This is a genomic window from Halobacillus alkaliphilus (genome assembly GCF_900113125.1).
In the GTDB taxonomy this organism is placed as follows: domain Bacteria; phylum Bacillota; class Bacilli; order Bacillales; family Halobacillaceae; genus Halobacillus; species Halobacillus alkaliphilus.
In genome coordinates this window covers 25,629-52,143 of record NZ_FOOG01000029.1, presented here as the reverse complement: position 1 = coordinate 52,143, position 26,515 = coordinate 25,629, and the positions used below count along the sequence as shown (strand labels likewise).

The window sequence follows — 26,515 nt, the reverse complement described above, 5'->3', positions numbered from 1 at the left end:
GTGAAGTGAAAGGTCGCATCTTGAGTGCGACGGGGCTAGCCTAATCATTTGAACGAACCGTTAGGTTCGTGCTCTTAGGAATCCCCCAACTTCAAGGAGCGTCAGCGAATAAGTGGGGGTAGTTCAAATCGTCTTCTAATCTTTTATTATTAGACCTTTTGGTAAAACCTATTAAAAGGCTCTATATCCAAAAAGAAGTCCGGGCACTCCGCCCGGACTTCTTTTTTATTTTACAATTAATACGGGAATATCCGATTCTTTAGCTACTTTTTCACTCACGCTTCCGATCACCAATTTCTTAATCCCGCTGTGACCACGACTTCCAATTACTATTAAATCTGCTTCATGAGTGGAAGCAAAATTACATAATTGATTCACTGGATCGCCTTCCAGCCATTCATATTGAATAGGGAGCTGTTCACGTTCAAGTTTTCTTTTGACTTCTAGAAAAATAGGGTGGTTTCCTGCGTAAGCCCTTGGCTCACTTTGCACCACTTCTTTTTCACTAATACGCTCTTCAGAGCCCCCTACGTATGCGCCTCCTTCTTCAAGCGTCATGTCATTACGCATAGTCATGTTAAAACCTGTATTATTTTTGTATTTATCCTTTTCCTTCTCTACAAATACCACAGAGATTTGTGACTGCTGGGTTCTGCTTAATTCTACTGCATGAGTCAAAGCCTTCTCGCTTCCTTCTGAGCCATCAAATGCTACGACTACTTTTTTATACATTAAACTTCATCCTTTCCACTATTGAATAAGGAATATCCAGCATCATCCATGTCTTAGAGGACTTATTTAGTATATACCCGCTGTATCATGAATTAATTTTATATTTAGATAACAATTGCTTAACAGTTTATGTAAAACTTTAACCTCTAATGTTAATCAGCCCTAGTCTTTTATTTCCTTTCCCAAAGCTTTTCTCTTAAAATCTGAATAGTGAATAGCGTTTCTAAGGCAGTAATGCGGAAGTTGTAAGTAGAAAGCCCTTTAATCTTCTTATTCCAATTCTTATAATTATGCTTTGTTAAAGTTTATAATAGATTTTTCACAAGAAGCTTATTACGCTAAAGGACCGGATTGTTGTAGACTCGATTTCGAGATATCTTGGGTCCGTTACTTAATATAGAGGAGGGATGGCTGCGGAAACAACTCGCTTTCCTGCGGGGAAACTGGCAAGCCTCCTCGGTCGCTTCTGTGGGGTCTCGCCTAGCTCCTTCTCCCGCGGGAGTCTCGTTGTTTCCTTCGCCACCCCAGCCACGTGAGAAGAACGTACCCTACTATTGGAGAAGCTAGTGCCCTGCATTAGCCTTAAATGCTTCTATAGCAGGAATTCTCCCACGTGCACGCTCATTGTTATAGGTTTAACCCCACCGTAAACCAGGGCGTTCCGAACATGATTTCGAGTTCCCTATTTAGCAAGGTCCGGAGGGGGACGATGAAGACTTCTGCGGGATGAACATGATCGGTGAGATCCCGCAGGGCTGTTAAGCCCGAGGAAGCTCAGCACATATAGGAAGTTCGACTAAGACCGCCACATCCTGTGACAACGTCGAACGACCCTGCGTCGTGCAGGGCCGAAAAGCGAAATCGTCCCCCGCAGGACCAAATTCTCACAAAAGTCTCGAAATCAAGTCTTCAAGTAATGGGAGCTTTACTTTAGGATCAACACTGAGGTTTAATAGAGTCTTTAATTAAGCAAAAATTTGAACATTCAGTGGAAGGTTGTAAGTTGAAGCTGTATCCATTATGATAGAAATAGTGAACTTTTTTAAAGAGGAGCGTATTTATGAAACCATCTATTTATGGTTTAACGTTTGATCAACTGACGGACTGGGTCACAGAGCATGGTGAGAAAAAGTTCCGTTCCAAACAAATTTGGAATTGGCTTTATCAAAAGCGCATAACTGATTTTTCTCAGATGAAGAATGTGAACCAATCTTGTATTGATCTTCTACAGGAACATTTTACAATTGAAACGTTAACCGAGGAAATAAAACAAGAATCACAAGATGGAACGGTCAAATTTCTGTTCAAATTACATGATGGAAATATTATAGAAACTGTTCTTATGAGATTTAACTATGGGTTATCTGTATGCGTTACGACACAGGTAGGATGTAATATCGGGTGTTCCTTCTGTGCGAGTGGCGTACTGAAAAAAAACCGTGATTTATCAGCCGGTGAGATTGTCGAGCAGATTATGCAGGTGCAGCAGCACCTGGACAAACAGGAAAATGATGAACGTGTCAGCCACATTGTTGTAATGGGAATAGGTGAACCATTCGATAACTATGATAACTTGATCGACTTCCTTAAGGTTGTCAACGATCAAAAAGGTCTATCTATCGGCGCTCGTCACATTACTGTTTCTACAAGTGGAATTGCACCGAAAATGTACGAGTTTGCCGACGAAGGTATCCAGATCAACTTAGCGCTTTCCATTCATGCGCCAAACAACGATCTACGGACTCAGATTATGAAAATTAACCGGGCGTATCCCCTTGAGAAGCTAATGCCGGCCATTGACTACTACCTTGAAAAAACAAACCGGCGGATTACGTTTGAATACATTTTGCTTAAAGATGTTAATGATCATAAGAAAGAAGCTGAAGAACTCGCTGATCTTCTGCAAAATAAAAAGCATCTCTCTTACGTAAACTTGATTCCTTACAATCCTGTAGCGGATAACCCGTATGAACGTAGTGAAAAAGAATCCATTCTTACCTTTTATCAGACATTGATGGATCGCGGAATTAAATGCGGGGTCCGTACCGAACATGGCACAGATATAGATGCAGCATGCGGTCAGCTTAGAAGTAAACAAATTGAAAAAGAAAAAGCGCGCAAACAGAAAAAATTACAAACCAATTAAAAGCATGAGGCGTCGGCCTCATGCTTTTTTTAATCAGGGTTCGATGTTTCCTATCTTCTAAAAACAACACCCATTCCTCTATTTGTTTCTTTAGCTGCTCTATACTTACCTCAATCTACTTTCCACCTAAATGTACTTTCGCTCTCCATAATTACATTCGGATGTTTCTTCAATTCTTCTACTAATACAAAAAGTGCTTCGTCCTTCTTTTTAGCTTCGATCATACAGTCAATTTGATCGGTTGATCCGGTAGTTTGTTTGACAAAATCAAGAAATAATTCCACATCAACAAAATCTGCATGACTTTTAAACTCCTCATGGCTTTTTGGACTGGATATGTGCATTTTAACGGATAAGGGTGAACGGGACCATGTATGTAAAACACGTCCCCAGTGGGAATCCCACTGTTCGTTGTCATAATTGGCAAGATGATGATGGATATCAAAGACAAGGGGGATATTTAACTTCTCACAAACGTACAAACAATTTTCTAGTGTATAAGAGGTGTCGTCATTTTCAATCATAATCATTTTCTGAATCCCCTTCGGAACGAAGGCCCAGTTGTCTATAAAGCGTTCCAGCGATTTTTCTTTATCCTGGTACCTTCCTCCCAGGTGAATCACACATCGATGAGTTGGATCAAGACCCATTTGGTACAGTAAAAGGTAGTGGTACTTTAAAACCTTCATCGATGTTTTAAAAATTTCTTTATCGATTGAATTTATGACCACGAAATGGTCGGGATGGAAATCAAGTCTAATCCCCCATTTTGCAGCTAAAGTTCCAAGCTCGCTAAGATCCTCTTTAATGGCTGACAGGTAATCCCACTTTTCTAATGCTTCGTGAGTAGCAAGCGGTACCAGGCGCGAGCTTAACCTGAAGAATTCAATATCATGAGTTTTATTATGCTTTAGAAGCCTTATACAATTCTGTATATTGGATTGAGAAAGACGCTCAAGTTTTCTAATCGCCGCTTCGCGGTCTCTAACCGCTGAAAACCGTTTATACGTCATGGTTTGAGAAGGGGAAGCATTTTGAAGATTTACGCTCATGGCTACATAGCCCAGCCTGTATAATGTCATCTGCCATCACCCGGTTCTTTTTTAACTTAGTTTCTGCGAACCTGCATAGATTATGTAAGGTATGACCACCTGATTAAAAGAACGCTGAAAAACAGGATGCCCTTATTTACAGGTTCACACTACGTACAGCCACAAAGATAAACCTGCAAATACTTTGATAAATACAGCGGTGAAAGCCCCTTTCTCTTTCTTGCTAAATCCCATTTTCTTTTCTAAATCGTTTATTTGAACTACCCCCACTTACTCGCTGACACTCCTTGAAGTTGAGGGATTCCTAAGAGCACGAACCTAACGGTTCATTCAAATGATTAGGCTAGCCCCGTCGCACCGACGGTTGTAAGGGTTCTTTGAATCTCCTTCAATATATTGAAGCTCGCATTTAGGTCGCGGTCGTGGTGGCAGCCGCAATCTGGGCAATCCCACGTTCGAACAGCGAGATTCTTTACCTCACTGTTTTGGTATCCGCACTTGGAACACAGCTGTGAACTCGCAAAAACGTTCGATACGGTTACCAACTGCTTCCCGTACCACGTTGCTTTGTATTCGAGCATAGACGTGAACATCGACCAGCTCACATCACTAATCGATTTGGATAGTTTTCGGTTTTTGAGCATACTGGAAATTTGGAGATTTTCTACACCGATCACATCGTGGTTTTTGATGATTTCGGTAGAAATCTTATGCAGATAATCTTTGCGGGAGTTCGCTATCTTCTCGTGAAGTCTAGCTACTTTAATACGTTGCTTATGCCAATTCGAAGATCCCTTTTCCCTTCGGGAAAGGATACGTTGAGCTTTTGCTAGTTTCTTTTCGGTCTTACGTAGGTATCGTGGGTTTTCATAGGTGGTGCCATTCGAGAGAACAGCGAAGTCTTTCAATCCGAGATCAATGCCAACATAAGCGTTGGATTTTGGAAGTTCCTGAATATCTGTTTTAACAAGAATCGATACAGAATATTTTCCGGTCGGATTGCGGCGAACCGTCGCACTCAAGATGCGACCTTTCACTTCACGGCTCTTGGCAAATCTCACAAGCCCGAGTTTAGGAAGCTTGATTTTGCGATCCTGGATGGCAATATTTCCGTTTGTGCATTTTGTGGTGTAGGACTGGACTTTGTTCTTCTTTGATTTGAACCGTGGAGGTTGGTTTTGCTTTTTGAAAAACCGTTCATAAGCGTCAGAAAGATGTTTGACCGACGTTTGGATGGCCGTGCTATCCACTTCCTTTAACCAAAGGAATTCTCTTTTAAGCTTGGGTAGTTGTTTGGAACAAGTAGCGTAACTCAAACCTTTTCCGGTTTCCCTGTAGGCACGGCTCCATTTGGAGAGGAAATGGTTGAAGACAAAACGAGCGCAACCGATTGTCTTAGCGATGAGCGATTCTTGGGTTTTATTTGGATAGATACGAAAGTTATACGCTTTATGCTTCAACCTTTCCACCTCCTAATCAGGAACGTATGTTCTTACTTTAGGATATCACGGAAGGGAGAATATTCAAAGGCATTCGCCTTTCGGCGACGGCATTCATCTCCCCCTTGTCACCGGTCTTCGACACGGCGCTTGAAGAGGGAGTCTTCTGCCGAAGAATGATAAATATTCATTAATAAAAATCCAAAAAAAGTGAACGCAAACCCGGCTGAATCGTTTATTGCAGACATCATTCTCATAACTCCTAAGCCTACAAAGATCATCCCTAAATGCCCCAGTGCCATATAAAGATATTGGTTTTTCTTTTCAAAATTCATACTCCGCCTCCTTCTCCTGCAAATAAGAGGTGATTATCCGCAGTCATTTTTTAAGTTCTACTTTTCGGTTGCTTATGTTCAAAACTCTATATTGGCTAACCAATCCTTCTAAAAAATTCTTCATTAAATGCTGATATGTAACATTATCGTCACCTTTTCAGCCCTTTCCTTAATGAAGTGAATGCTATATTTCGATATACTTAACATGACTTGTTTTTTGAGGTGGTGAATCATAGTGGAGTTAAAAAAGGATTTTAATTATGTTCCATGGGTGATTGGTCTTTCTATAGCGATCAATCTCATTGTGTTGGCTTTATTATTTGTTCCTGAAATAGAAAGTGGGACTGGCTTTAACATTAAGCTGCTTCCCCTTTTGAATGCGATATTAAATTCATTTACTTTTGTCTTTTTATTGTCTGCGTTGTTTATGATCATTCGTAAAAATGTGGTGTGGCATAAGCGTTTTATTCTTGCAGCGTTTACAACTACAGCCCTGTTTCTTGTTTCTTACCTAACGTACCACTCCATGTCTTCCTCCACATCCTATGGAGGTGAAGGGGTTTTACAGTACATTTATTACTTTATCCTTATTTCTCACATTTTACTGGCTATTGTCATCGTGCCGCTGGCCTTGATCACTCTGTTCCGAGGTCTCGCTATGAAAATAGACAAGCATCGTAAAATCGCAAGGTGGACCATGCCTATTTGGCTGTACGTGAGTTTAACAGGAGTTATTGTGTACTTGATGATCTCTCCATACTATTAATCATAAATAAAAAGCCTTCGTTTGGAAATGCATTTCCAAACGAAGGCTTTTTTAAGATAGGGAGGCCTGAAAAAAGCTTTCCCCGAGGAAAAGCTTTTACTTAATATCTATATACCCACTGTCTGGATTTCTTTTTGGCGTTTTAATCGTCAAAATACCATTGTCAAAATGTGCAATTGTGTCTATCTCCGAAATGGTGAAAGGCAGAGTAACCGTCCGTTCCATTACCTGCCGGGTCTGCTGTCTTTGATATTGGTGATGTTGGTCATTCCTCATTTCGGTAACTTCTGTATGGTGGACAGTAATTCGTATATGGTTCCCTATAATTTCTATTTCAATCTGACTACGTTCCGCTTCAGGAAGCTGCGCTTGAATAATGACCTCGTTATTGATTTCCTGTAGTGTAACTGGAAAGGTATGCTCCTGTAAATAATCTCCCAGTTGTTTTATGGAATGACTAAAGTATGAATCCATTGATCGGATGATTTTATGGAAGGCATCATTCAATAGTTTTGGAAATTGCTCATCCTGCTTACTCATCAAACTCATCCCCCCTGCTTTCCTATCAATTTATGTTGAGGGGTGCAGAGTGTTCTGGGCAGCTTCACCAATTTAAGTGAAAGAATTATTAGTCAAACCTGATAAGGGGAGGCTGCCACTCAAACCAACGGCCGTGTCCATCGATCTGTCCAATGGTATGCCTCTGTTCCTTTTGATTGATAATAGCGTCTACATGGAGCTTCTGATCATCCATATTATTATAAATATGAAATACATTCCTTCGTTTGCCAATTTGCCGAATTTTATAAAGTAAGTCCTTTTTCATCGAATGAGATAGCTGGTTGGCTACATGGGTGTGAAAAATACATAGTGTTTCATTCTCAGGCACGGTCGCAACAAGGTCTTCCAGAAGTTCAACAGCGTTCCCTTCTACAAGCTGTGGAGGGTTTTTCACGTAATGTAAGGCAGCTCTCTCAAACAGAAGCCTTCTTTCATTATGCTCTGGCCAAATCAGGGCTTTTAACCAAAGGTACTCTTCTTCATTAGTTAAATCTGAAACATTCAGATCTACTCCGATCCGTTTACCAGCAGGTGGTGACGTTTTTAATAAAAAAGGAGCAGTAACTGTTCTTACTTCTGAAGACAAAAGAAGCGATGAGTTTCTGTTTCCATAAACCTCTTCTCCTTCATATACGTATGAATATTGATCCCATAACAGTTGTAACCCGGCACTTGTGCCAAGTTCGATCATAGCCAGTGGATTCTTGGTTAAACGATAAACTTCGCAAAAAACCGGGTAAAGATAGGTGCACCTCCGAACTTCATTTGTCTGTACCAATTTCGTCTGCAATAGTGATTCAATTTCCTTCGAGTACAGCCTGCAGAAATTTTTAAAACATGGAAAGGAGTTTTCAGGATCCTTAGGCTGATCCGTCATACTTCTATAAAAATGTTTAAGTTTATGCGGCCTGCCTTGAAGTAATAAATAATGTACAGCTCCAAAAAGTAAATTAGGTACCGGCTGTCCTTCCTTTGCTTTTTCAGAGAGTTTCAGAACTTCCTCATCTTCAGCAATATTCCTAGCTAGTACTTCATATAAACGGCTTACTCCTCTGCATTCTTCTTGAGCAAATGTACGGTAAATACTGACTAACTTGCTATTCAAAATCCTCATACCCCCTGTTAGTATGTAAAAGAAAAGCGCAATCCAGAGTTTGAATTGCGCTTTTCTTTTAATCATTTATCTGAATCAGTTGAGCGGGAAACATACGGATAAATGGGAGCCTGCAAATGAAACTCATAGGTTTTTCCATCCACAATTCCAACTACTTGATCACTATCATATAATTCTAATAGAAATTGAGCCATTTCCTTAGCCGTATGGTATTGCGGGACATTCCCTTCGTATTTCAGCTCATCATTATCAAATGAACGGTTTATAAATTCTGTCTCTGTAGCTGCCGGTGCGAGTACTTTCGCCTGCATAGCAGCTCCTTTACCAGATAACTCTTGTGCTAGTCCCTCCGTAAACGCACTCACAAAGTACTTTGTTGCACAATAGGTTACGGCGTCAGCCACAATGGCGTACCCTCCACCTGAGGAGACATTGATAAGCTGTGTTCCTGCTTTATCTTCATAATCCCGCACGAATAAGGAAGAGAGAATAGTTAGAGCTTCGTTGTTTAATCGAAGCATCTTCTCTATTTTAGAGAGGTCGTGTTCAGCTATAGGATCGAAATTACCAAACCCAGCATTATTGATCCATGTTTCTAATTCAAACTCCCTAAGGTCTTCGTATAATTGATAAACATTTTCTGATACTGATAAATCTGCTGGTTTCACAATAACATTTACATCAGGTTGATTTTTCTGGATCTCACTTTTTAATTCTTCCAGTTTTTCTTCTCTTCGAGCGACTGCGATTACATGTTTACCGCGCGCTGCAAAGGCATGAGCTGCTTCATAACCTATACCTGAGCTGGCTCCTGTAATAACGGTGTACTTCATATTAAATCCTCCTGCGTCTTTTATGATATATGATTCTCCCTTATCATAACCCTCACCGTTCACTATATGGCAAACGTTAGGACTTACATCCAAAAAACTATTATAACCGAGTTATTCAAACTATTGACTAATCAGAAAGGGTTTATTAACACAAGAACAGGACCATACAAAATTAGAAAGAAAATGCTATCATCCTATAAACTTACCTTTCGCTGTTAATCTCGAAATTTCCATGCTTCTATTAAAAATTTGACCTGTAATTGTCGTTGAACTCTTACTTAGTTTATCAACACTTATGTTAAATTCATACATTTATGTTTTCAGATTCCAATTATGTGGAAAATATTTGGACACAATTTGCAAAGAGGTGGTTAAATTCTATGAATAAGAACTTAAGTAAGGGCTGGATATTTTTCTTCGGCGCCTTAGGCGGTTTGCTGTATGGATATGACACAGGAGTGATTTCAGGTGCGCTTTTATTCATTAATGAGGATATTTCGCTATCCAACTTTCTGGAAGGAGTAGTAGTGAGTTCTCTGCTCGTTGGTGCTATTGTCGGCGCAGGAATGAGCGGTTATGTATCAGACCGCTTCGGGAGGAGACGTGTAGTATTTGTAATTGCGCTCATCTACTTAATAGGCTCTCTAGTTTTAGCTTTATCACCAAACGCAGCAATTCTAATTGCTGGGCGTGTCCTTCTTGGTTTAGCTGTCGGTGGTTCCACAGCCATTGTGCCCGTTTATTTATCTGAAATGGCCCCTACACACCAGCGCGGCTCACTTGCCTCCCTTAACCAATTGATGATTACAATTGGTATTGTGCTTGCTTACTTAGTCAATTACGCCTTCACTCCCATTGAAGGCTGGCGCTGGATGCTTGGGCTTGCTTCAGTACCCGCTATTATCTTAATGATTGGGGTACTGTTCATGCCTGAGAGCCCTAGATGGCTCATCAAACATAATCGTGAAAAAGAGGCCCGTAAAATCATGGCTCTTACTCGTCAGCAAAGTGAAATTGATGACGAGATTAAACAAATGAAAAAGATTGAAGAAGTCGAAGAGAGTACTTGGGATGTACTAAAATCAAAATGGGTTCGCCCTATGCTGCTCGTCGGAAGCGGAATTGCTGTCTTCCAGCAATTTATCGGTATCAATGCTGTCATTTATTATGCGCCTACTATTTTTACTAAAGCCGGACTGGGGAATGCAGCATCGATCTTAGGTACACTGGGAATTGGTATCGTTAACGTGCTTATGACGCTCGTGGCTATTGCAACGATCGACAAATTAGGCCGCAAGAAACTGCTGCTAATAGGAAATGTGGGAATGACCCTCAGCCTCGCCGTACTTGCGACTATACTATTCACAGCAGAACTGACCACAGCCATAGCGTGGATGACCGTGGTATTCTTAGGATTGTTTATCATGTTTTTCTCAGCCACCTGGGGACCAGTGGTGTGGGTAATGCTGCCTGAGTTATTCCCTCTTAAAGCGAGAGGAGCAGCCACAGGCTTTACAACTTTATTACTCTCCTTAGCCAATTTGATTGTCTCCCTTTTCTTCCCTGTTATGCTGGGAGCTTTGGGAACAGCATGGGTGTTTGTCATTTTTGCAGGCATCGGAGTACTTGCTTTCTTATTCGTCATGAAATTTGTACCTGAAACCAAAGGACGTAGTCTGGAGGATATCGAAAGAGATTTAAGAGGTGAAGCTTCTTAGATGATTCTTGTTTTTAAGAGCACTATTAAATGATAGTGCTCTTTTTATTTGGAGATTTGTTAATTTTAATTGATGCTCTTGATAAGGTATTTATTCAGATTATTGGATCGGTTGTTGAAAATAATCTTTTACGAAACAGTTACAATTATCCTGATTTATGTAAATAAGTTACAATAGATCTGTAGTCTCCCAGTATTCAACTTTTTTCAGATAGAGAGAGGAATGTATATATGTCAAATGGACCACAACTAATCGGGGAGTTAATTTTACAACATAAGTATTCGATTGCCCAGGAGATTCACGATGAACGTATGGCTCAAGTTCAGATGACCATTGCACAGCAGGCGGATTTTCAAAAAGTCGAACAGCATGTTATCGATACTCGAGTCAGCTTTATACAAATCTTTGGGGAATCATTAGCAAAACAATTGGATTCCCATAGATCCTCCAATAAAATTATAAAATGGGCGGAAGAGAATGGAAATTATTTTTTTTCATTAGGAGCAGACTTGGATGAATCCTTAAAAGATACGAGCTTCTATAGAGATTATTTATGGAAATTCATACGCGAACACTCGATCAAAAATCAATTCTCAGCTGACACGATTTTTAAGATACGCGCTGTCATAGATCCTTTATTGGATACAGCTGTCTATCATTTCGGTCATTCCTATGTGACTTCTTTGCAGCAGTCGCTCGAGAGTGCCCGAACCTCTTATCTTGCTTTATCCGTCCCTGTAGTCCCGCTTGGTCCAAGTACAGGCATTTTACCCTTGCTTGGTGCAATAGATACTGAAAGAGCTTATTACTTAATGGAAGAAACGCTAAGCCAGGCAGAAAAATTGCATTTAGATCACTTGGTTATAGACCTTTCCGGAGTTTCAACGATTGATACAATGGTTGCCAATCAACTGTTTAGAATAATCGAATCCCTGGATTTAATAGGCGTAGAAACGATTATAACCGGTATCCGCCCAGAAATATCACATACAATGGTGTCATTAGGTTTGAAAACAAAACATCTTAAAGTCAAAGGCAACCTCCAGCAAGCATTAAAGGAATTCAATTTTTAGCCAAAAAAAGAGGAGCCTTTACATGAGGTTCCTCTTTTTTCGCGCTATAAAATATCGCTTCTATCATTCTTATTCCACCGCAAAGATATAAGCGTAAATCGGTTGTCCGCCTTTGTGAATCTCTACTTCAAGATCTTCGAACGTTTCCTCCACGTAGGCTTCCAATTCAGCTATCTCTTTTTCATCCACTTCTTCACCGGAAATGATGGTGAGGATTTCGTCTTCATCTTCATCAATCATTTGGTTAAGGAGTGTCTTCGCTGTCGTGAATTTGTCTTTATCCGTGGCAGATATTTTGCCATCGGCTATGCCCATAAAGTGGCCTTTCTCAATCGATAGCCCTTCGATCTGAGTGTCCCTGACGGCATACGTAATCTGGCCAGTCTTTACTTCACCCATAAGACTGGTCATTTCATCTTTGTTCGTATCAAGATCCGCTTCCGGATTAAACCCTAGTAAAGCACTCATACCCTGAGGGATCGTTTTTGTAGCAATCACAGCTACTTCTTCTTCAGCCATATCTGCAGCCTGCTGGGCTGCCATAACAATATTTTTGTTATTTGGAAGAATAATAATATGCTTTGCGTGCGCCTGTTTGATGGCTTCAGAAATATCCTGGGTGCTCGGATTCATTGTCTGTCCACCTTGGATGACAATGCTTGCGCCAAGACTTTCAAACAACCGCTTAATTCCATCTCCCATGGAAACTGTCACTATACCATATTCAGCTTTTTCTTTAGGTTTTTGAACCTCTTTTTTATCGCCGACAATGGAGGTATGCTGTTCGCGCATGTTTTCGATCTTCATATTGATCAAGCTGCCGAACTGCTGACCGAGATTCATGGCTTCACCGGGGTACTCCACGTGAACGTGTACTTTAATTAAGTCTTCATCAGAGACTACAAGCAGCGAATCTCCAATTTCACTTAATGCCTGACGAAATTTTTCTTCATCAAATGGATTTTCTTCAAGCTTCTTTTCTTCGAATTTCACCATGAACTCTGTGCAATAGCCGAATTCAATGTCTTCTGTGTTCATGAAATCCTGTGCCAGTTTATGGTGTTCTGCACTAACCATCTCATCCATTGATACAGTTTGATCTAATTCAGGGAGTTCTTCTCCTCTTAAATTAGCAAGAAATCCTTCGTAAATAGTCAAAAGACCTTGCCCACCGCTATCAACTACACCGACTTCTTTTAATACAGGGAGCAGTTCCGGGGTTCCTTTTAATGATTCACGAGCTGCACTCACTACACCTTCAATAAAAGAAATGATCTCCTCATCTTCTTCAGCCAGGTTAGCAGCTGCTTCAGCTGATTCTCTGGCTACAGTAAGAATCGTACCTTCGACAGGCTTCATTACTGCTTTATAGGCTGTGGTTACTCCACCTTCAAAAGCCTCGGCTAAATCCTTAGTTGTTAATACTTCCTTATCTTCAATAGCTTTGGAGAAGCCTCGAAAGATTTGAGAAAGAATGACTCCTGAGTTGCCGCGAGCTCCCATTAAAAGTCCCTTAGCGAATGCTTTCGAAACTGCCCCAGCATGATTTTCATCCACGTTTTTTACTTCTTCTGCCCCAGAAGTCATAGATAAATTCATATTCGTCCCTGTGTCGCCATCCGGGACGGGAAATACATTTAACGCATCGATCATTTGGGAGTTCTTTTGTAAATTATGAGCTCCTTGTAAGATCATTTCGGCTAATGTTTTGCCGTCTATATTTTGTAACGTCACGCTTGCTTCCTCCTTTGACTACAACGAAACCTATTCACTTGTCACGCGAACACCTTGAATGTAGATATTCACAGAGTCCACGGATAAGCCTACCGTTTTATTTAATGTATATTTTACTTGTGATTGAACGTTATGAGCGACTTCGGAAATCTTAGTGCCATAGCTTACAATGATAAACATATCTATATGAAGGCGGTCATCGATTTGTCTGACCACTACCCCTCTGGAAAAGTTTTCTTTGCGAAGCATTTCCGATAATCCGTCTCGGATTTGATTCTTGGACGCCATGCCTACAATTCCGTAGCATTCCACGGCTGCCCCTCCTGCAATTGTAGAAATGACATCATTGCTGATCGTAATATGACCATACTGATTAGTGAGATCAACAGACATATGAATCCTCCTTTTAAACTCCTCAACTTCATGCCTATATTATAACACAAGGAAGGCATATGATTAGACGTTCACTTTTCAAAAATTGTATCTAAATATTCCTATTATACTTTGAAACAAATGAAAGTATCTGTCAAGAGAAAATTCTTGATATAATTCTTTTCACTATATTGCAAACATGAAGTGGGTATGATACATTAATTAAGTATCTGAAGATTTATGTATGTAACAGGAGGGATTATCATATGGCACGTAAAAGTGTAATATCCGGTAAAGGAACAACCACTGGAAATCACCGTTCACACGCAATGAACGCTAATAAACGTAAGTTTAAAGCTAACCTGCAAAAAGTACGTATTCTTGTAGATGGCAAGCCGAAGAAAGTTTATGTAACAGCACGTGAATTGAAGTCAGGTAAACTTACCCGCGTATAATTCAAGGCTTCCTATCAGCGTAAGAGATTCTTGCGCTCCGTGTCGAAGAGGTACTTCGACCAAAAAAAGCACCCTCCTGGGGTGCTTTTTTTGTTAATCTTTTTTAAAAGTAGTTATGACTGCGCGTACCAGGCCCCCGAGAAACCTTGGGAGTTTGATCGTATAAAACCTCAAAGAGCTCCCTCCTCCTATATCAAGCTAATGCGGAATGCTTGTTTCAGCCTCTATTAGTCAAGTCTTTACTTCTTATTACTAATAGTATGCCTGAACGAAATGAAAAAGTACCTGTATTATGAATCAGACAATTAGAGACACATAGGGTTGAACCATAAGGTAAATGGGCATTTTGCAGAGGATAATAAAAACCTTGAAGGGTAAGACCAGTTACTTCAAGAGTCATCGGTAAAAAGGATACATAAGGAAATTCACTATCCGCTTTAATCGTATGCTCACCTTCTGCTGCTAATTCCACTTGATTCTGATGGTCCCTTATTGTACAGCGTACTCCTTTCTTTAATAAAGGATAAAGCAGTTGCAAATTAGCCATTGAGTGATCGATTCTTCCACCCGTCACCCCGAATAATAGAATATGCTCTGGGTTCCAATTAAGTGCCTGGTTGATGGCCAGTTCAAGATCCGTTTCATCTTTTTCATTCGGGTATGGCTTAAACTGTACGGATATCTCTTTAATCTTTTCCAAAGAGGCCTGATCCACAGAGTCAAAATCTCCAATGGATACGTCCGGGCATATATCATGTTCGAGAAGAACTTCGGCCCCCTGATCCGCTCCAATCCATATTAGCTCCTGCTGATCAAATCGTTTTAATTCCGGAATATACGCTTTCGGTCCGCCTCCTACAATCGCTATAGACTTCGCCAAATTAGTTAACCTCCTTACTTAATGAATTGTTATAACCTCCGGGGTGCTTTTAAATTAAAACTCCCGTTAGTTGAAGACTTGATTTCGAGATAAATGGGGCCGTTACGTTTAAAGGGAGGAGGGTTGGTGGGGAAATAACTCGTCTTGTTCCATCACCCAGACACTCGAGACATAAGCCGCTCATCAACGGATTGAAAAACCGCAATCCTTTTGATGGTCGGCTTATGCTGATCGTGTCTTTCGGGGTGATGCCACATTTAAACACTTTCCTATGGCCCTACACGACGTAGGGTCGATCGACCCTGCGTCGTGCAGGGCCGCGGATAGCGAGTCGTTCCCTGGAGTCCCTATTTCTACCCAATATCTCGAATTCGAGTCTTCAACTAACCGGCCCTATAGCTTAATAAGCTCTTAATAAAATCAACAAAATGTTTAATATATCCTTCTACAGAAAAAGCCTAAAGGAACTGCCATCAGGCACTCCTCCAGGCGTATGCTACTGCTCAGTTTATTATTTTTCAGCTTTTACAGACTGACGGATGGCTTCGATGGCTTGGCCACGATCCTCTTCTTTAAAAATGGCACTGCCGGCTACAAGCACGTCGGCCCCGGATTCAATGCAAATTGGAGCTGTTTCCTCTTTTACCCCGCCGTCTATTTCGATCTCAAAGGAAAGGGACTGCTCTTCACGCCAATCAGCCACCTGCTGAATTTTTGGAACCACAGATTCAATAAACGATTGCCCGCCGAAGCCAGGATTTACCGTCATAAGTAGCACGAGGTCAACGTCCTGGAGCACAGGTTTAATCGTTTCAGCGGCTGTAGCTGGATTAATCACGACACCGGCCTTGACCCCAAAGCTCTTAATTAGCTGAAGAGTCCGGTGTAAATGCGGACACGCTTCCTGATGAACCGTAATAATATCCGCCCCAGCTTTTGCAAAAGCCTCAATATATTGATCAGGATTTTCAATCATTAAGTGGACATCAAGAGGCAGACTGGTCACAGGACGAATGGCATCCACGATAAGAGGACCAATCGTAATATTAGGTACAAAATGACCATCCATCACGTCCACGTGAATATAGTCAGCGCCGCCTTGTTCAACATCTTTAATTTCTTCTCCCAATTTAGAAAAATCGGAAGCCAGAATGGAAGGAGCAATCTTTGTCATCATTAATACCTCGGCTTTCTGTTTTGTATTTCTTCTAGAAATTGCAAGTAATGTTCATAACGCTGCTTGGAAATATTCCCTTCTTCTACCCCATGTTTTACTGCACATTTCGGCTCTTTATTGTGCAGACACCCACGAAACTTGCAGTCATCCTGTACTTGGACAAACTCGGGAAAACACTCGGGTAATTGTTCCAGCTGCAAATCACCAAACTCCAGTGAACTGAAGCCGGGTGTATCAGCTACAAGACCACCAGATATTTCATATAATTCCACATGTCTCGTAGTATGCTTCCCGCGTCCCAGGCTTTTAGAAATTTCATCTGTGTCGATTGAAAGCCTTGGATCAATCGTATTCAAAAGAGATGATTTTCCGACGCCTGACTGACCCGCAATGACAGTAGTGCGGCCAGCCAGGTGCGCCCGGATCTGTTCCATGGATTCAGCATCGTTTACGGCAGAAAGGATAACAGGATAACCAACCGACTCATACATCTGTTGATAGACTTTCATATCATTTGCTCTTCCTTCATCTAACTGATCCATCTTGGAAATCACGACGAAAGGTTCAATCCTTTTCGCTTCCACTAGCACAAGAAAGCGATCCAATAGTAAAGCGTTGAACTCTGGATTGGCTGCGGATGTCACAATTAAAGCCTGATCCACATTAGCAATTGGAGGTCTGACAAACTCATTCTTTCGCTTATCAATGGATAATATATACCCTTCATCCTGTTTTTCGGCTTTAAATTCTACGGTATCTCCTACGAGCGGACTGACTTTCTTTTTCCTGAAGTTTCCACGGCCTCTGCATTGATACACATGCCCTTCGTAAAGAACATAATAAAAACCACTCAACGCTTTAATAATTTTCCCTACTGGCATTCTTTCACCTTCTTAATACGGAACACTTCCTTCTTCAATTACCTCGTCACCTCTTTGCACTTTATAGGATGCTTCGGTTCCTGGCTGAATTGTTAATGGGATTTCAAACACGGTATCCTCTGTAATGGTTTCCTCTTTAAATACATCGGATAATTTATGGTCCATGTCTTCGATATAAATAAGTACATTTTGCTCCGTCACTTTTGTTTCTTCCGACGGTTCTTGTTCTTCATCTGAGTCTTCTTCCGTTTCACTGTCTGAATCCTGCGAACCATCATCGGGATTTTCAGTGGATTCCTGTTCTGAATCTTGTGCTGTTTCCGGTTCAAAGGGAACCTCTACCTGAATGGTTTCTGTCCTTGGAGGTTCTTCTTTAGGTCCCAATGAGATCGTGATGGAAACCGTAGATCCTTCTTTAACCTGAGTCGCGGCTTCTGGATCCTGAGAAATCACCTCACCTTTTGGAACCTGATCTGAATAACTCTCAGAGACGTCAACTTTAAGTTTTCGTTCATTCAGATATTTTGTTGCCTCTTCCTCAGTCATTCCTTCTAAGACGCCAAGATTAACCCTCGGAGGTCCACTGCTGACCCGGAAAATCACTCGCGTTTCATCCGGAATAACTTCTTCTCCTGCCTGAGGGGAAAGTTGAGCTGTAATATCACCTTCAGGCTGCTGACTGCTTTCCTCAAATGGAATGATGGTCTCATATCCTTTATCTTTAAGTTCCTGCTCCACTTTTTCATAATTCTGGCCCGTATAATCCTTAAATTCGGCTGTCTCTTTCCCCAGACTTGCATACACTACCACTTCAGACTGTTCCTTGATAATCTTACCGGGTTCTGGTTCTGTATGAATAACCTTCCCTTCAGAAACCTCGTCGGAATATTCAGTTTCCCTCTTCACTTCCAGATTCATCTCTCTTAGCTGGCTATACGCTTCTTCATACTCCATTCCTGATACATCAACCATCTCTACATTTGCAGGCTGAATAATACCCGGGATTAGAAACAGGGCAGCGACTCCGCTAAGTAGTAAGATTAAAATGGGTATCAGCCAGAACCGCACCCCTTTTTTCTTTTTCTCTTTGTGGAGCGGTGACTGTGCTGCCTCATCTTTAGACGACTTCCGCTCACGCACGGGAGGGGTTGAACTGGTCTGGCTGTGAACGATTGTATTCTCTTCTTCCTGGGCTCCGTATGTGTCATCCGTAATGACAGGGATGGCCTTTGTTTTCTCATCTTCTTCTTCAACAGGTGTTTCGAACGCAGGCTCATTTACTCGGTCGGGCTCCAGACTTGTTTCTAAATCCGCTTCCATATCCTCGACTGATTCATATCGGTGAAAAGGGTCTTTAGCTGTAGCTTTCAATACAATATTTTCTACACTTTGCGGCAGATTGTTAATCCACCTTCGAAGCGAAGGTGTCTCATGCTGAAGGTGTTTTAGAGCTATTGATACCGGCGATTCCCCCGAAAAAGGTAGCCTGCCGGTTAATAGTTCAAAAAATACAATACCCAGTGAGTACACGTCTGATTTTTTTGTGGCCATTCCCCCACGAGCCTGCTCAGGTGATAGGTAATGAACCGATCCAAGTACTGAGTTGGTCTGGGTCAGGGATGTGGCACTTAAAGCCATAGCAATTCCGAAATCGGTAACCTTTACATGCCCGTAATGATCAATCAAAATGTTCTGAGGCTTTATATCGCGATGGATAATTTCATTATCGTGGGCATGAGAAATGGCTGATGTAATTTGTCTCATAATATCGACTGCTTCCGCGACATCGATCGGACTGTGCTTTTGGATATACTGCTTAAGCGTCATGCCGTCTACGTATTCCATGACCATATAGTAAATATCTTCTTCTTCCCCTACATCATAGATATTGACTATATTCGAATGAGCTAAACTGGTAGCAGACTGAGCCTCTCTATGAAACCGCGCAATAAATTCTTCATCGTTTTCATGCTCTAAACGAAGAATCTTAATGGCAACTTCCCTGTCTAAAATGACATCGTGAGCCAAATAGACGTTGGCCATTCCACCGCCGCCTATCATATCCTGAATTTGGTAACGGTCATTAAGGAGACGGTCGTTAAGCATTAATCCGCACCTCTTTTCTCATCTGTGCTGTCATAATGCACTACGGCAAGCGTTATGTTGTCTTCTCCCCCGCGATCGTTAGCAAGATCCACAAGTTCCTGACAGAATTCCGCCCATTCTCCTTCAAAAGAAGCGAGCTTAGACAGTTCTTCATTATTTACTTTGTTCGTGAGTCCATCGGTGCAAAGGAGCAGTTTGTCTCCAGGTTCAAATTCCAGTGTCTTTGTATCCACTTTAATGTCATACTCCGTCCCCAGTGCTTTAAGAAGTACATTTTTACGGGGGTGATGTTCAGCCTGTTCCTCCGTGATTTGTCCAGATCGCACAAGTTCATTAACAAGAGAATGATCTTCCGTGAGCTGTTTAAATCCATACTCATTAGCATAGTAACAACGACTGTCTCCAATATGAGCGATCGTAATAAAGTCTTCTGTGCAAATTGCCGCGACTACAGTTGTTCCCATACCATGACAGTCCTCATTCTGATTGGCATAGGATATAATTTCGTTATTTACTGCCTGGATGGCAAGCTTTAGCCATGACTGAGATTCATCAGGCGTATGGAGCTTCTCTGCTTCCTGCCATTTGCTATGTAGATGAGAAGCTGCTTTCTGACTTGCTACATCTCCTGCACGGTGCCCACCCATTCCGTCGGCAACCACCGCTAAGATTTGACCGGAGTCATTCTTAAATACGCCCCCGGCATCTTCATTATGATTTCTTACCCTGCCTTGATCTGTAAGATAATAGCCATTCATGGACTCACCTCATTTTCGGTAAGCTCTGCGGCACAAATGGATACGGCAAGCTTTCTAATACTCACCTCAACTCACACTTGCACACGAAAAGCAAAAAATTGGAAGGAGGGGGCCGTGATTGACCCCTCCAATTATTTGGATTGTTTGACTAGTCTCGTCAAAAAGAATCCATCTGTATCAAAATCCTGCGGAAACATCTGGAGGCCAAAGTCGCTTTGACCTTTTGAACCTTTCGTGACCTCAGGAAGATCATTGAAGAATTCGTGATCGACCGTAAATTCAGGATGGTGTTTCAGGAAATGTTGTACAGCTTCTTCATTTTCGTGGCGGTCCACTGTGCATGTACTATAAACCAGTTTTCCACCTTCTTTAAGAAGCGGCGCTACTCGATCCAGTAGTTCATCCTGTATTTTCCTGAGTGAAAAGACATCTTCCACTTGTTTATGATACTTAATATCAGGTTTTCCCCGTAGAACTCCCAGTCCAGAGCATGGGGCATCGAGTAAAATCCGATCAAATGAAGCTGCCTCATGCAATTCAGCAAGGTTTCTAGAATCAGCTTGACTGGCATGAATAGACGTTAACTGCAGTTGTTCAGCTTTCTTATTTACCAGTTTAGCCTTTTTAGCGTGTAAATCATACGCTATAACTTCGCCCTGGTCTTCCATTTTCTCAGCTATATGAGTGGTTTTCCCACCCGGAGCACTGCAAGCATCAAGGATTGTCATTCCTTTTTCAAGATCCATCATCTCAGCTACAAGCATAGAACTTTGATCCTGAATTGTTACCTTACCCTCGGTAAACAAGGAATGCTTCAGCAGCTGTCCTTCACTGACCACCATTCCCTGTGGAGAGAGCAGGCTTTCCTCCACCTGAAAGCCATCTTCTCTTAACTGTTCCATAGCTTCCATCCGCGAAATTCGAAGCGGCTGCACACGAACGGAGAGAGGCAGATGCTGCGTGTTGGCGCGGCACATTTCTTCCGTAACGTTCATGCCATATTGATCCACCCAGCGCTTGACTAGCCATTTCGGGTGACTCGTTTCAATCGACAAGCGCTCCACTGGATCCTTAATCTCATCCAAGCTGCGTAAGCATTTGCGCTGCACGCTTCTCAGCACTCCATTTGTAAAAGAAGATATCCCTTTATGGCCGCGTCTTTTTGAAATTTCAACGGCTTCATGAATAATGGCATGGTCTGGAACGCGTTCGAGAAACTCCATTTGGTACACGGACATATACAACAGCCATTTGACCCAAGGTTTAATTTTCTTCTGCTTAGCTATAAAAGGCTGAATATAATAGTCAATTAAGTCTCTGCGCTGCAGAGTTCCATACACGATCTCTGTAAGCAGCGCTCCGTCCTGACGGGATAAGTCCTGTTTTGTAATTTCACGATCTAACAGCACATGACTGAACCCGCCTTGCTCGCCAATCCGGGTTAATAAATCAAGCGCCGTTTCTCTCAATACATATTTACTCATCATGCTCCCCCAGACGTTCACCTTCTGTAAGTGATTGACCGGTTCCGTTAATGAAGGCACGTCCGTCCATTCGTTTTTTGCCAGAAGGCTGCAGATCGACAACTTTAACAGCTTTTCCATCACCTGTCTGAACGAGGAAGCCGTCCTCCGCAAATCCAACTACGGTTCCGGGCTCCTGATTAAAAGTACCGTTCACTTTTTCCACCCACCATACTTTCAGGGGCTTTCCATTCCATGTGGTATAAGCTACCGGCCAAGGGTGAAGACCGCGGACGTGGTTATAAACCTCCTGTTGATCCTTTTGCCAATCTATACGCTCTTGTTCACGCTTAATGTTTCCAGCAAAAGTCGCCTGGGAATGATTCTGCGGTTGTGCGGTGATGGATCCTTCCAATAAAGAAGGAAGCGTCTGCATTAGTAAATCAGCTCCGGCCACGGAAAGCTTATCATGAAGAGTGCCTACGTGGTCATCGTCGTCAATAGGTACCGTCGTTTTAGCAAGCATATCGCCTGCATCAAGCTTCTTCACCATATACATGATTGTAACGCCGGTTTCCTTTTTCCCTTCAAGAATGGAGTAATGAATGGGAGCTCCTCCGCGGAATTCAGGCAATAACGAGGCATGTACGTTAATACAGCCATATTTAGGTGCTTGCAGCAGATCTTCTGTAAGGATCTGTCCAAAAGCTGCCGTAATGATGAGATCAGGCTCATATTTTAATACTTCCTCATATTCATTCTTAATCTTTTCCGGCTGGAAAACCGGAATGCCATGCTTTTCGGCTGCCACTTTAACAGGCGGAGGGGTCATAACCTTCTTTCTGCCTTTAGGCCTGTCTGGTTGAGTTACAGCGAGGACTACATTATATTGATCTTCCATCAGCCGGTCCAAAACCGGCACTGCAAAATCAGGCGTCCCCATAAATGCAATGCGTGTCATCAAGCAAGTCTCCTTTCCTACATCAACTGGTACGGTTGAAAATCGACCACGATCTGCAGTCCATTTTCCTGTTTCATTTCATCTTCATAGTAGTGCAAAATCCGTTCTACGAGCTTTCGCTGCTCTGGTTCCTTCTTGTATTTTACCATGCATTGATAGCGATATCTATTATTGATCCGAGTAAGTGCGGAGGGGGTTGGTCCAAGCACCATAGACTGATCTGATAACTTCTGTCGCATAAACTGCACAATCTTTTGAGTAACTTCCTGAACCTTCAACTCGTTGGGATGAGAAACCGTAAATAGGGTCAGAAAGTAATAAGGAGGATAATTAAAAGCTTTTCTTAGCTTCATTTCTTCTTGGAAAAACTGTTCGTATTCATACTGACTAGCGAGCTCCACACTGTAATGCTCGGGTGTATAAGTCTGAATAATGACTTCGCCCTGTTTCTCATGACGTCCGGCCCGCCCGCTCACCTGTGTAATAAGCTGGAAGGTTTTTTCAGAAGCACGAAAGTCAGGAAGATTAAGAAGAGCATCTGCGGCAAGTACTCCTACCAGGGTCACATTACCAAAATCCAATCCTTTGGCAATCATCTGTGTACCGAGCAGTATATCGGCTTTTTTATCTCCAAATTGCTGCAGGAGTTTCTCATGAGCGCCTTTTCTTCTGGTGGTATCTACATCCATCCTGACCACTTCCGCTTCTGGTATAAGCTGCTGAAGTACTTCTTCTACCTTTTGCGTTCCCGTACCAAAATAACGAATGGTTTTACTTTCACATTCAGGACAATCCGTAGGCATAGGCTCTTCATGAGAGCAGTAGTGGCACTTGAGGCGATTTTGTTTTTTATGATAGGTCAGCGCAATATCACAGTGCGGACATTCCATTACATGTCCGCAGTCCCGGCACATGACAAAGGTGGAATAGCCCCTTCGGTTTAGGAACAAAACAACCTGTTCCTTGCGTGCCAGCCGCTCTTCGATTTTCTCTTTAAGTACTCTGGAAAACATCGATCGATTGCCTTCATGAAGCTCCTCCCGCATATCTACAAGTTCTACTTCAGGCATAACGGCATTATTCATCCGCTTTGATAACGTTAGCAAATGATAATTACCTTTGGCTGCACGGGCATAACTTTCAAGAGCCGGGGTTGCACTCCCCAGAACAACCGGAGACCCGTGGCGGCTTGCCCGCTCGATGGCCACATCTCTTGCATGGTAACGTGTCCGGTCTTCCTGCTTATAGCTGTTTTCATGTTCTTCGTCGATAATAATGATCCCAATATTTGAAAAGGGAGCAAAAATGGCGGAACGGGCACCTACTACAACCTGAACTTCTTTCCGCTGAATCTTTCGCCACTCATCATATTTTTCCCCTGCAGATAGGGCACTGTGCAGCACGGCTACTTTAGATCCAAACCGGCCTTTAAATCGCTCAACCATCTGCGGAGTTAAGGCAATCTCAGGAACGAGCATGATCGCTTCTTCTCCGTTATCAATGACCTGCTGGATCGATTGTAAGTAGACTTCGGTCTTACCGCTTCCCGTTACACCATGAAGCAGAAACACTTCATGCTGCCTCTGTTCTATGGATGATAAAATCGGTTCTATAGCCTTGGATTGTTCCTCGGTAAGAGGAAATGGCTCGGTCCTTTCAAAATTTCGGTTTTCATAAGGATCTCTGAAAACTTCCTGCTCATATTCCTGAAGAACTCCCTGTTTCACCAAAGGTTTAACTGAGGCAGCAGTCGTTCCCAGTGTCTGAAGCAGTTGTTTTTTCGGAATTGGTTCTTTATGATCCAAAAAATACTCAACTATCGCACGCTGTTTTTTAGCTTGTTTGGATAAGTCCACAAGCACTTCTTCAAGCTGCATGGTATCCATTTTGGGCTCCAGCATGCTGGTGACTTTTTTTGTTTCCCTGCTTTTCACTTCATAATGAACATCTACTTCCCCATCATCTATATGCTTCCTGAGCATTTTATAACTGAGATTGGATTGTTCAAATTCTTCATAGTCAATGACAGCTCTTCCATCAAACAATGGATCTAAATCCGATTGCAGATACTCGTCTGTGAGCTTCCAGAGTTCTTTCCTATATTTTGCTTTCATTACTTGTGGAAGCATTACTTGAAGACAGGAAATATAGTAACTAAGTGTCTTTTGCGAGAGCCATTTTCCAAGCTCGAGCAATTCCTCAGTGAGTACCGGTGTCACGTCCAGGACGTCGATAATATTTTTTATTTTTGAAAAGTCACTTTCCTCTGAAAGAGATACGACATACCCCATTATTTTCCGGGGACCAAAAGGGATAATCACCCTGACCCCCGGCTGTACAATTCCTTCAAACTTCTCTGGAATTCCGTAATCAAAGGGACGATTCGTGTTCTGTGAGGGGACATCAACAATAACGTTGGCAATGGTCACGAAGATTCACCCTTCAAATCATGAACTGACTCTTCAAGAATATTACGGGCCAAGTCGTCCTTAGACATTAAGGGATATGTGTTTTCTTTACCTGTTCTGAATATCATGAGTGAAGCGTTCGTATCATGACCAAAGCCAGAACCTTCCTCAGCCACGTTATTGATCACAATCGCATCGAGATTCTTTTTCTCAAGCTTTTGTCTTCCGTATGACTCAAGGTCATTCGTCTCCGCCGCAAAGCCGATTAAATACTGATGTTCTTTCTGCCTGCCAAGCTCTTTTAGGATATCCTTCGTTCGTTCCATTTCGACTGCGTATTCGCCTGAGGATTTCTTCATCTTTTGCTCATAGGTCACCTTAGGCTTGTAGTCTGCTACCGCTGCAGATTTAATCACAATATCCTGTTGGGGATATTCTTTTAAAACTGCCTGATACATATCCTCAGCTGTTGTAATGTCAATTCTTTTTACGCCACCGGGTGTTTCTAAGTCGACCGGACCTGTGATGAGTGTGACCTCCGCTCCCATTAGCGAAGCCTGACGGGCCAGTGCAAATCCCATCCTGCCTGTCGAGGGATTTGTAAAATAGCGGACAGGGTCGATGTTCTCTCGCGTCGGCCCTGCAGTAATAAGAACTTTTTTACCCTGGAGAATTGTTGTTTTTCTGAATTCATTTTCCAATACCTGTACGATGCTTTCCGGTTCTTCCAAACGGCCTTTACCTACATAACCGCATGCCAAGTAACCTTCACCCGGTTCTATAAAGCGAAATCCCCATTCATCCAGCTGTTTTAAATTCTTGATCACCGCAGGGTGGCTGTACATATGGACATTCATCGCAGGTGCTATATAGACAGGGGCTTCTGTTGCAAGCAGAGTAGTTGAAAGCATATCATCGGCAATTCCTCCTGCTAACTTTCCAATAATATTCGCCGTCGCAGGGGCAAGCAAAAATAAGTCTGCCCAGTCTGCCAGATCAATGTGCTGGATTTGAGTCGGGTCGACTTCTTTAAATGTGTCGGTGTAAACCGGTCGTCTGGATAGGGCTTGAAAGGTGTTCGGCCCTACAAAATTATGAGCGCTTTCTGTCATGATCACTCTCACTTCAGCTCCAGCCTGCGCCAGCTTACTTGTAAGGGCTGCTGCTTTATACGCTGCAATTCCTCCCGATACTCCTAAGACGATCTTCTTCCCTTCTAACATAGGTCCGTCCTCCTCCGTTCCTGTAAAGGATAGGAAAAGCCGCGCTATGACAACCAGGAAGCGCGGCTTTTTCTACAAATTATTCAAGAAGCTCATAGCTTTATGTGGTTTCTGTACGAGACTGTATTTCGTCGGAATACGTGTAGTCGAGTTTACCATCACGAATTTCTTCCAATGCGACACCCACGTGCTGATGGGAAGTTGGTCTATCTACCATTGGAGCACTGCCCTGCTTCAATTCACGGGCTCTTCTTGCTGATAAGGTTACCAATGTATACTTGGATTTGATTTGTTCCTGTAAAGAATCAATGGACGGTTCTAACATCAT

At 42.2% G+C, this 26,515-nt stretch carries 26 protein-coding genes; 5 read left to right on the top strand and 21 right to left on the bottom strand.

The annotated features are described in order from the left end of the window. Positions 1-225: 225 nt before the first annotated feature. Positions 226-732 carry a universal stress protein gene (locus BMZ06_RS14470; protein WP_089752946.1) on the bottom strand — a complete coding sequence of 169 codons (507 nt, stop codon included), beginning with the start codon at positions 730-732 and terminating at the stop codon, positions 226-228. A 1,060-nt stretch (positions 733-1,792) separates the two neighbouring features. Here BMZ06_RS14470 and rlmN point away from each other — a divergent pair. Next, positions 1,793-2,878, top strand: a complete 1,086-nt coding sequence (gene rlmN / locus BMZ06_RS14465) for a dual-specificity RNA methyltransferase RlmN (protein WP_089752944.1) — start codon at positions 1,793-1,795, stop codon at positions 2,876-2,878. Positions 2,879-2,988: 110 nt separating this feature from the next. On the opposite strand, the gene uvsE is transcribed toward rlmN, so the two are convergent. The 4 genes from uvsE to BMZ06_RS14450 form a co-directional block, all read right to left on the bottom strand. Then, a complete protein-coding gene (gene uvsE, locus BMZ06_RS14460; RefSeq protein ID WP_089752942.1) occupies positions 2,989-3,960 on the bottom strand; it encodes a UV DNA damage repair endonuclease UvsE in 972 nt (323 codons plus the stop codon). Positions 3,961-4,074: 114 nt separating this feature from the next. Next, on the bottom strand, positions 4,075-4,200 hold the full coding sequence (locus BMZ06_RS21160) for a hypothetical protein (RefSeq protein ID WP_281244481.1): 126 nt from the start codon (positions 4,198-4,200) through the stop codon (positions 4,075-4,077). Positions 4,201-4,268: 68 nt separating this feature from the next. After that, on the bottom strand, positions 4,269-5,399 hold the full coding sequence (tnpB, locus tag BMZ06_RS14455) for an IS200/IS605 family element RNA-guided endonuclease TnpB (protein ID WP_175477901.1): 1,131 nt from the start codon (positions 5,397-5,399) through the stop codon (positions 4,269-4,271). A 98-nt stretch (positions 5,400-5,497) separates the two neighbouring features. Then, complete coding sequence (locus BMZ06_RS14450; RefSeq protein WP_089752939.1) at positions 5,498-5,704, bottom strand: hypothetical protein; 207 nt, start codon at positions 5,702-5,704, stop codon at positions 5,498-5,500. A 235-nt stretch (positions 5,705-5,939) separates the two neighbouring features. On the opposite strand from BMZ06_RS14450, the gene BMZ06_RS14445 reads away from it, so the two are divergent. Next, complete coding sequence (locus BMZ06_RS14445; protein ID WP_089752936.1) at positions 5,940-6,470, top strand: DUF420 domain-containing protein; 531 nt, start codon at positions 5,940-5,942, stop codon at positions 6,468-6,470. 96 nt (positions 6,471-6,566) lie between these two features. On the opposite strand, the gene BMZ06_RS14440 is transcribed toward BMZ06_RS14445, so the two are convergent. The 3 genes from BMZ06_RS14440 to BMZ06_RS14430 form a co-directional block, all read right to left on the bottom strand. Then, positions 6,567-7,010: an Hsp20/alpha crystallin family protein gene (locus BMZ06_RS14440; RefSeq protein ID WP_175477900.1), complete on the bottom strand. Its 444-nt coding sequence runs from the start codon at positions 7,008-7,010 to the stop codon at positions 6,567-6,569. Positions 7,011-7,098: 88 nt separating this feature from the next. After that, on the bottom strand, positions 7,099-8,145 hold the full coding sequence (locus BMZ06_RS14435; RefSeq protein WP_175477899.1) for a DUF2332 domain-containing protein: 1,047 nt from the start codon (positions 8,143-8,145) through the stop codon (positions 7,099-7,101). A gap of 62 nt (positions 8,146-8,207) precedes the next feature. Continuing rightward, complete coding sequence (locus BMZ06_RS14430) at positions 8,208-8,978, bottom strand: SDR family NAD(P)-dependent oxidoreductase (protein ID WP_089752932.1); 771 nt, start codon at positions 8,976-8,978, stop codon at positions 8,208-8,210. A 380-nt stretch (positions 8,979-9,358) separates the two neighbouring features. Here BMZ06_RS14430 and BMZ06_RS14425 point away from each other — a divergent pair, with 380 nt between their 5' ends. Both BMZ06_RS14425 and BMZ06_RS14420 read left to right on the top strand, forming a co-directional pair. Further along, positions 9,359-10,696 (top strand): sugar porter family MFS transporter, encoded by a 1,338-nt coding sequence (locus BMZ06_RS14425; protein WP_089752929.1) that lies wholly within the window; start codon positions 9,359-9,361, stop codon positions 10,694-10,696. A 230-nt stretch (positions 10,697-10,926) separates the two neighbouring features. Then, a complete protein-coding gene (locus tag BMZ06_RS14420) occupies positions 10,927-11,769 on the top strand; it encodes an STAS domain-containing protein (protein WP_089752927.1) in 843 nt (280 codons plus the stop codon). A 69-nt stretch (positions 11,770-11,838) separates the two neighbouring features. On the opposite strand, the gene BMZ06_RS14415 is transcribed toward BMZ06_RS14420, so the two are convergent. Both BMZ06_RS14415 and BMZ06_RS14410 read right to left on the bottom strand, forming a co-directional pair. Further along, complete coding sequence (locus tag BMZ06_RS14415; protein ID WP_089752925.1) at positions 11,839-13,503, bottom strand: DAK2 domain-containing protein; 1,665 nt, start codon at positions 13,501-13,503, stop codon at positions 11,839-11,841. A gap of 30 nt (positions 13,504-13,533) precedes the next feature. Beyond that, the gene (locus tag BMZ06_RS14410; RefSeq protein ID WP_089752923.1) at positions 13,534-13,896 is read right to left on the bottom strand and encodes an Asp23/Gls24 family envelope stress response protein; all 363 of its coding nucleotides are present in this window, start codon (positions 13,894-13,896) and stop codon (positions 13,534-13,536) included. Between the two features lie 245 nt (positions 13,897-14,141). Between BMZ06_RS14410 and rpmB the strand changes: the two genes are divergently transcribed. Then, entirely contained in the window at positions 14,142-14,330 is a 189-nt protein-coding gene (gene rpmB, locus BMZ06_RS14405; protein ID WP_089752921.1) for a 50S ribosomal protein L28, read from the top strand. 93 nt (positions 14,331-14,423) lie between these two features. Here the strand turns inward: rpmB and spoVM are convergent, their stop codons facing one another. The 11 genes from spoVM to rpoZ all read right to left on the bottom strand — a co-directional run bounded on the left by spoVM (position 14,424) and on the right by rpoZ (position 26,515). After that, positions 14,424-14,504 carry a stage V sporulation protein SpoVM gene (gene spoVM, locus BMZ06_RS14400; protein WP_139205836.1) on the bottom strand — a complete coding sequence of 27 codons (81 nt, stop codon included), beginning with the start codon at positions 14,502-14,504 and terminating at the stop codon, positions 14,424-14,426. A gap of 43 nt (positions 14,505-14,547) precedes the next feature. After that, positions 14,548-15,210, bottom strand: coding sequence for a thiamine diphosphokinase (locus BMZ06_RS14395; RefSeq protein WP_089752919.1), 663 nt, complete (start codon positions 15,208-15,210; stop codon positions 14,548-14,550). A gap of 511 nt (positions 15,211-15,721) precedes the next feature. Beyond that, positions 15,722-16,384, bottom strand: coding sequence for a ribulose-phosphate 3-epimerase (gene rpe, locus BMZ06_RS14390; RefSeq protein ID WP_089752917.1), 663 nt, complete (start codon positions 16,382-16,384; stop codon positions 15,722-15,724). A gap of 2 nt (positions 16,385-16,386) precedes the next feature. Then, the gene (gene rsgA, locus BMZ06_RS14385) at positions 16,387-17,268 is read right to left on the bottom strand and encodes a ribosome small subunit-dependent GTPase A (RefSeq protein ID WP_089752915.1); all 882 of its coding nucleotides are present in this window, start codon (positions 17,266-17,268) and stop codon (positions 16,387-16,389) included. 12 nt (positions 17,269-17,280) lie between these two features. After that, positions 17,281-19,374, bottom strand: coding sequence for a Stk1 family PASTA domain-containing Ser/Thr kinase (gene pknB, locus BMZ06_RS14380; RefSeq protein ID WP_089752913.1), 2,094 nt, complete (start codon positions 19,372-19,374; stop codon positions 17,281-17,283). Further along, positions 19,374-20,132, bottom strand: coding sequence for a Stp1/IreP family PP2C-type Ser/Thr phosphatase (locus tag BMZ06_RS14375; RefSeq protein WP_089752911.1), 759 nt, complete (start codon positions 20,130-20,132; stop codon positions 19,374-19,376). The genes pknB and BMZ06_RS14375 overlap by 1 nt, the downstream gene beginning before the upstream one ends. A gap of 131 nt (positions 20,133-20,263) precedes the next feature. Continuing rightward, positions 20,264-21,616 carry a 16S rRNA (cytosine(967)-C(5))-methyltransferase RsmB gene (rsmB, locus tag BMZ06_RS14370; protein ID WP_089752909.1) on the bottom strand — a complete coding sequence of 451 codons (1,353 nt, stop codon included), beginning with the start codon at positions 21,614-21,616 and terminating at the stop codon, positions 20,264-20,266. Beyond that, positions 21,609-22,556 carry a methionyl-tRNA formyltransferase gene (gene fmt / locus BMZ06_RS14365; RefSeq protein WP_089752908.1) on the bottom strand — a complete coding sequence of 316 codons (948 nt, stop codon included), beginning with the start codon at positions 22,554-22,556 and terminating at the stop codon, positions 21,609-21,611. Before fmt ends, rsmB begins: the two co-directional genes overlap by 8 nt. 17 nt (positions 22,557-22,573) lie before the next feature. Then, complete coding sequence (priA, locus tag BMZ06_RS14360; protein WP_089752906.1) at positions 22,574-24,985, bottom strand: primosomal protein N'; 2,412 nt, start codon at positions 24,983-24,985, stop codon at positions 22,574-22,576. Then, the gene (coaBC, locus tag BMZ06_RS14355; RefSeq protein ID WP_089752904.1) at positions 24,982-26,187 is read right to left on the bottom strand and encodes a bifunctional phosphopantothenoylcysteine decarboxylase/phosphopantothenate--cysteine ligase CoaBC; all 1,206 of its coding nucleotides are present in this window, start codon (positions 26,185-26,187) and stop codon (positions 24,982-24,984) included. Before coaBC ends, priA begins: the two co-directional genes overlap by 4 nt. 100 nt (positions 26,188-26,287) lie before the next feature. Next, positions 26,288-26,515: a DNA-directed RNA polymerase subunit omega gene (gene rpoZ, locus BMZ06_RS14350; RefSeq protein WP_089752902.1), complete on the bottom strand. Its 228-nt coding sequence runs from the start codon at positions 26,513-26,515 to the stop codon at positions 26,288-26,290.

Excerpts from the sequence above, each read along its gene's own strand:
- BMZ06_RS14470 (WP_089752946.1), bottom strand. The coding sequence starts at position 732 with ATGTATAAAAAAGTAGTCGTAGCATTTGATGGCTCAGAAGGAAGCGAG.
- rlmN (WP_089752944.1), top strand. The coding sequence starts at position 1,793 with ATGAAACCATCTATTTATGGTTTAACGTTTGATCAACTGACGGACTGG.
- uvsE (WP_089752942.1), bottom strand. The coding sequence starts at position 3,960 with ATGACATTATACAGGCTGGGCTATGTAGCCATGAGCGTAAATCTTCAA.
- BMZ06_RS14450 (WP_089752939.1), bottom strand. The coding sequence starts at position 5,704 with ATGAATTTTGAAAAGAAAAACCAATATCTTTATATGGCACTGGGGCAT.
- BMZ06_RS14440 (WP_175477900.1), bottom strand. The coding sequence starts at position 7,010 with ATGAGTAAGCAGGATGAGCAATTTCCAAAACTATTGAATGATGCCTTC.
- BMZ06_RS14435 (WP_175477899.1), bottom strand. The coding sequence starts at position 8,145 with ATGAGGATTTTGAATAGCAAGTTAGTCAGTATTTACCGTACATTTGCT.
- BMZ06_RS14430 (WP_089752932.1), bottom strand. The coding sequence starts at position 8,978 with ATGAAGTACACCGTTATTACAGGAGCCAGCTCAGGTATAGGTTATGAA.
- BMZ06_RS14425 (WP_089752929.1), top strand. The coding sequence starts at position 9,359 with ATGAATAAGAACTTAAGTAAGGGCTGGATATTTTTCTTCGGCGCCTTA.
- BMZ06_RS14420 (WP_089752927.1), top strand. The coding sequence starts at position 10,927 with ATGTCAAATGGACCACAACTAATCGGGGAGTTAATTTTACAACATAAG.
- BMZ06_RS14410 (WP_089752923.1), bottom strand. The coding sequence starts at position 13,896 with ATGTCTGTTGATCTCACTAATCAGTATGGTCATATTACGATCAGCAAT.
- rpmB (WP_089752921.1), top strand. The coding sequence starts at position 14,142 with ATGGCACGTAAAAGTGTAATATCCGGTAAAGGAACAACCACTGGAAAT.
- rpe (WP_089752917.1), bottom strand. The coding sequence starts at position 16,384 with ATGACAAAGATTGCTCCTTCCATTCTGGCTTCCGATTTTTCTAAATTG.
- rsgA (WP_089752915.1), bottom strand. The coding sequence starts at position 17,268 with ATGCCAGTAGGGAAAATTATTAAAGCGTTGAGTGGTTTTTATTATGTT.
- pknB (WP_089752913.1), bottom strand. The coding sequence starts at position 19,374 with ATGCTTAACGACCGTCTCCTTAATGACCGTTACCAAATTCAGGATATG.
- BMZ06_RS14375 (WP_089752911.1), bottom strand. The coding sequence starts at position 20,132 with ATGAATGGCTATTATCTTACAGATCAAGGCAGGGTAAGAAATCATAAT.
- rsmB (WP_089752909.1), bottom strand. The coding sequence starts at position 21,616 with ATGAGTAAATATGTATTGAGAGAAACGGCGCTTGATTTATTAACCCGG.
- fmt (WP_089752908.1), bottom strand. The coding sequence starts at position 22,556 with ATGACACGCATTGCATTTATGGGGACGCCTGATTTTGCAGTGCCGGTT.
- coaBC (WP_089752904.1), bottom strand. The coding sequence starts at position 26,187 with ATGTTAGAAGGGAAGAAGATCGTCTTAGGAGTATCGGGAGGAATTGCA.
- rpoZ (WP_089752902.1), bottom strand. The coding sequence starts at position 26,515 with ATGATGTTAGAACCGTCCATTGATTCTTTACAGGAACAAATCAAATCC.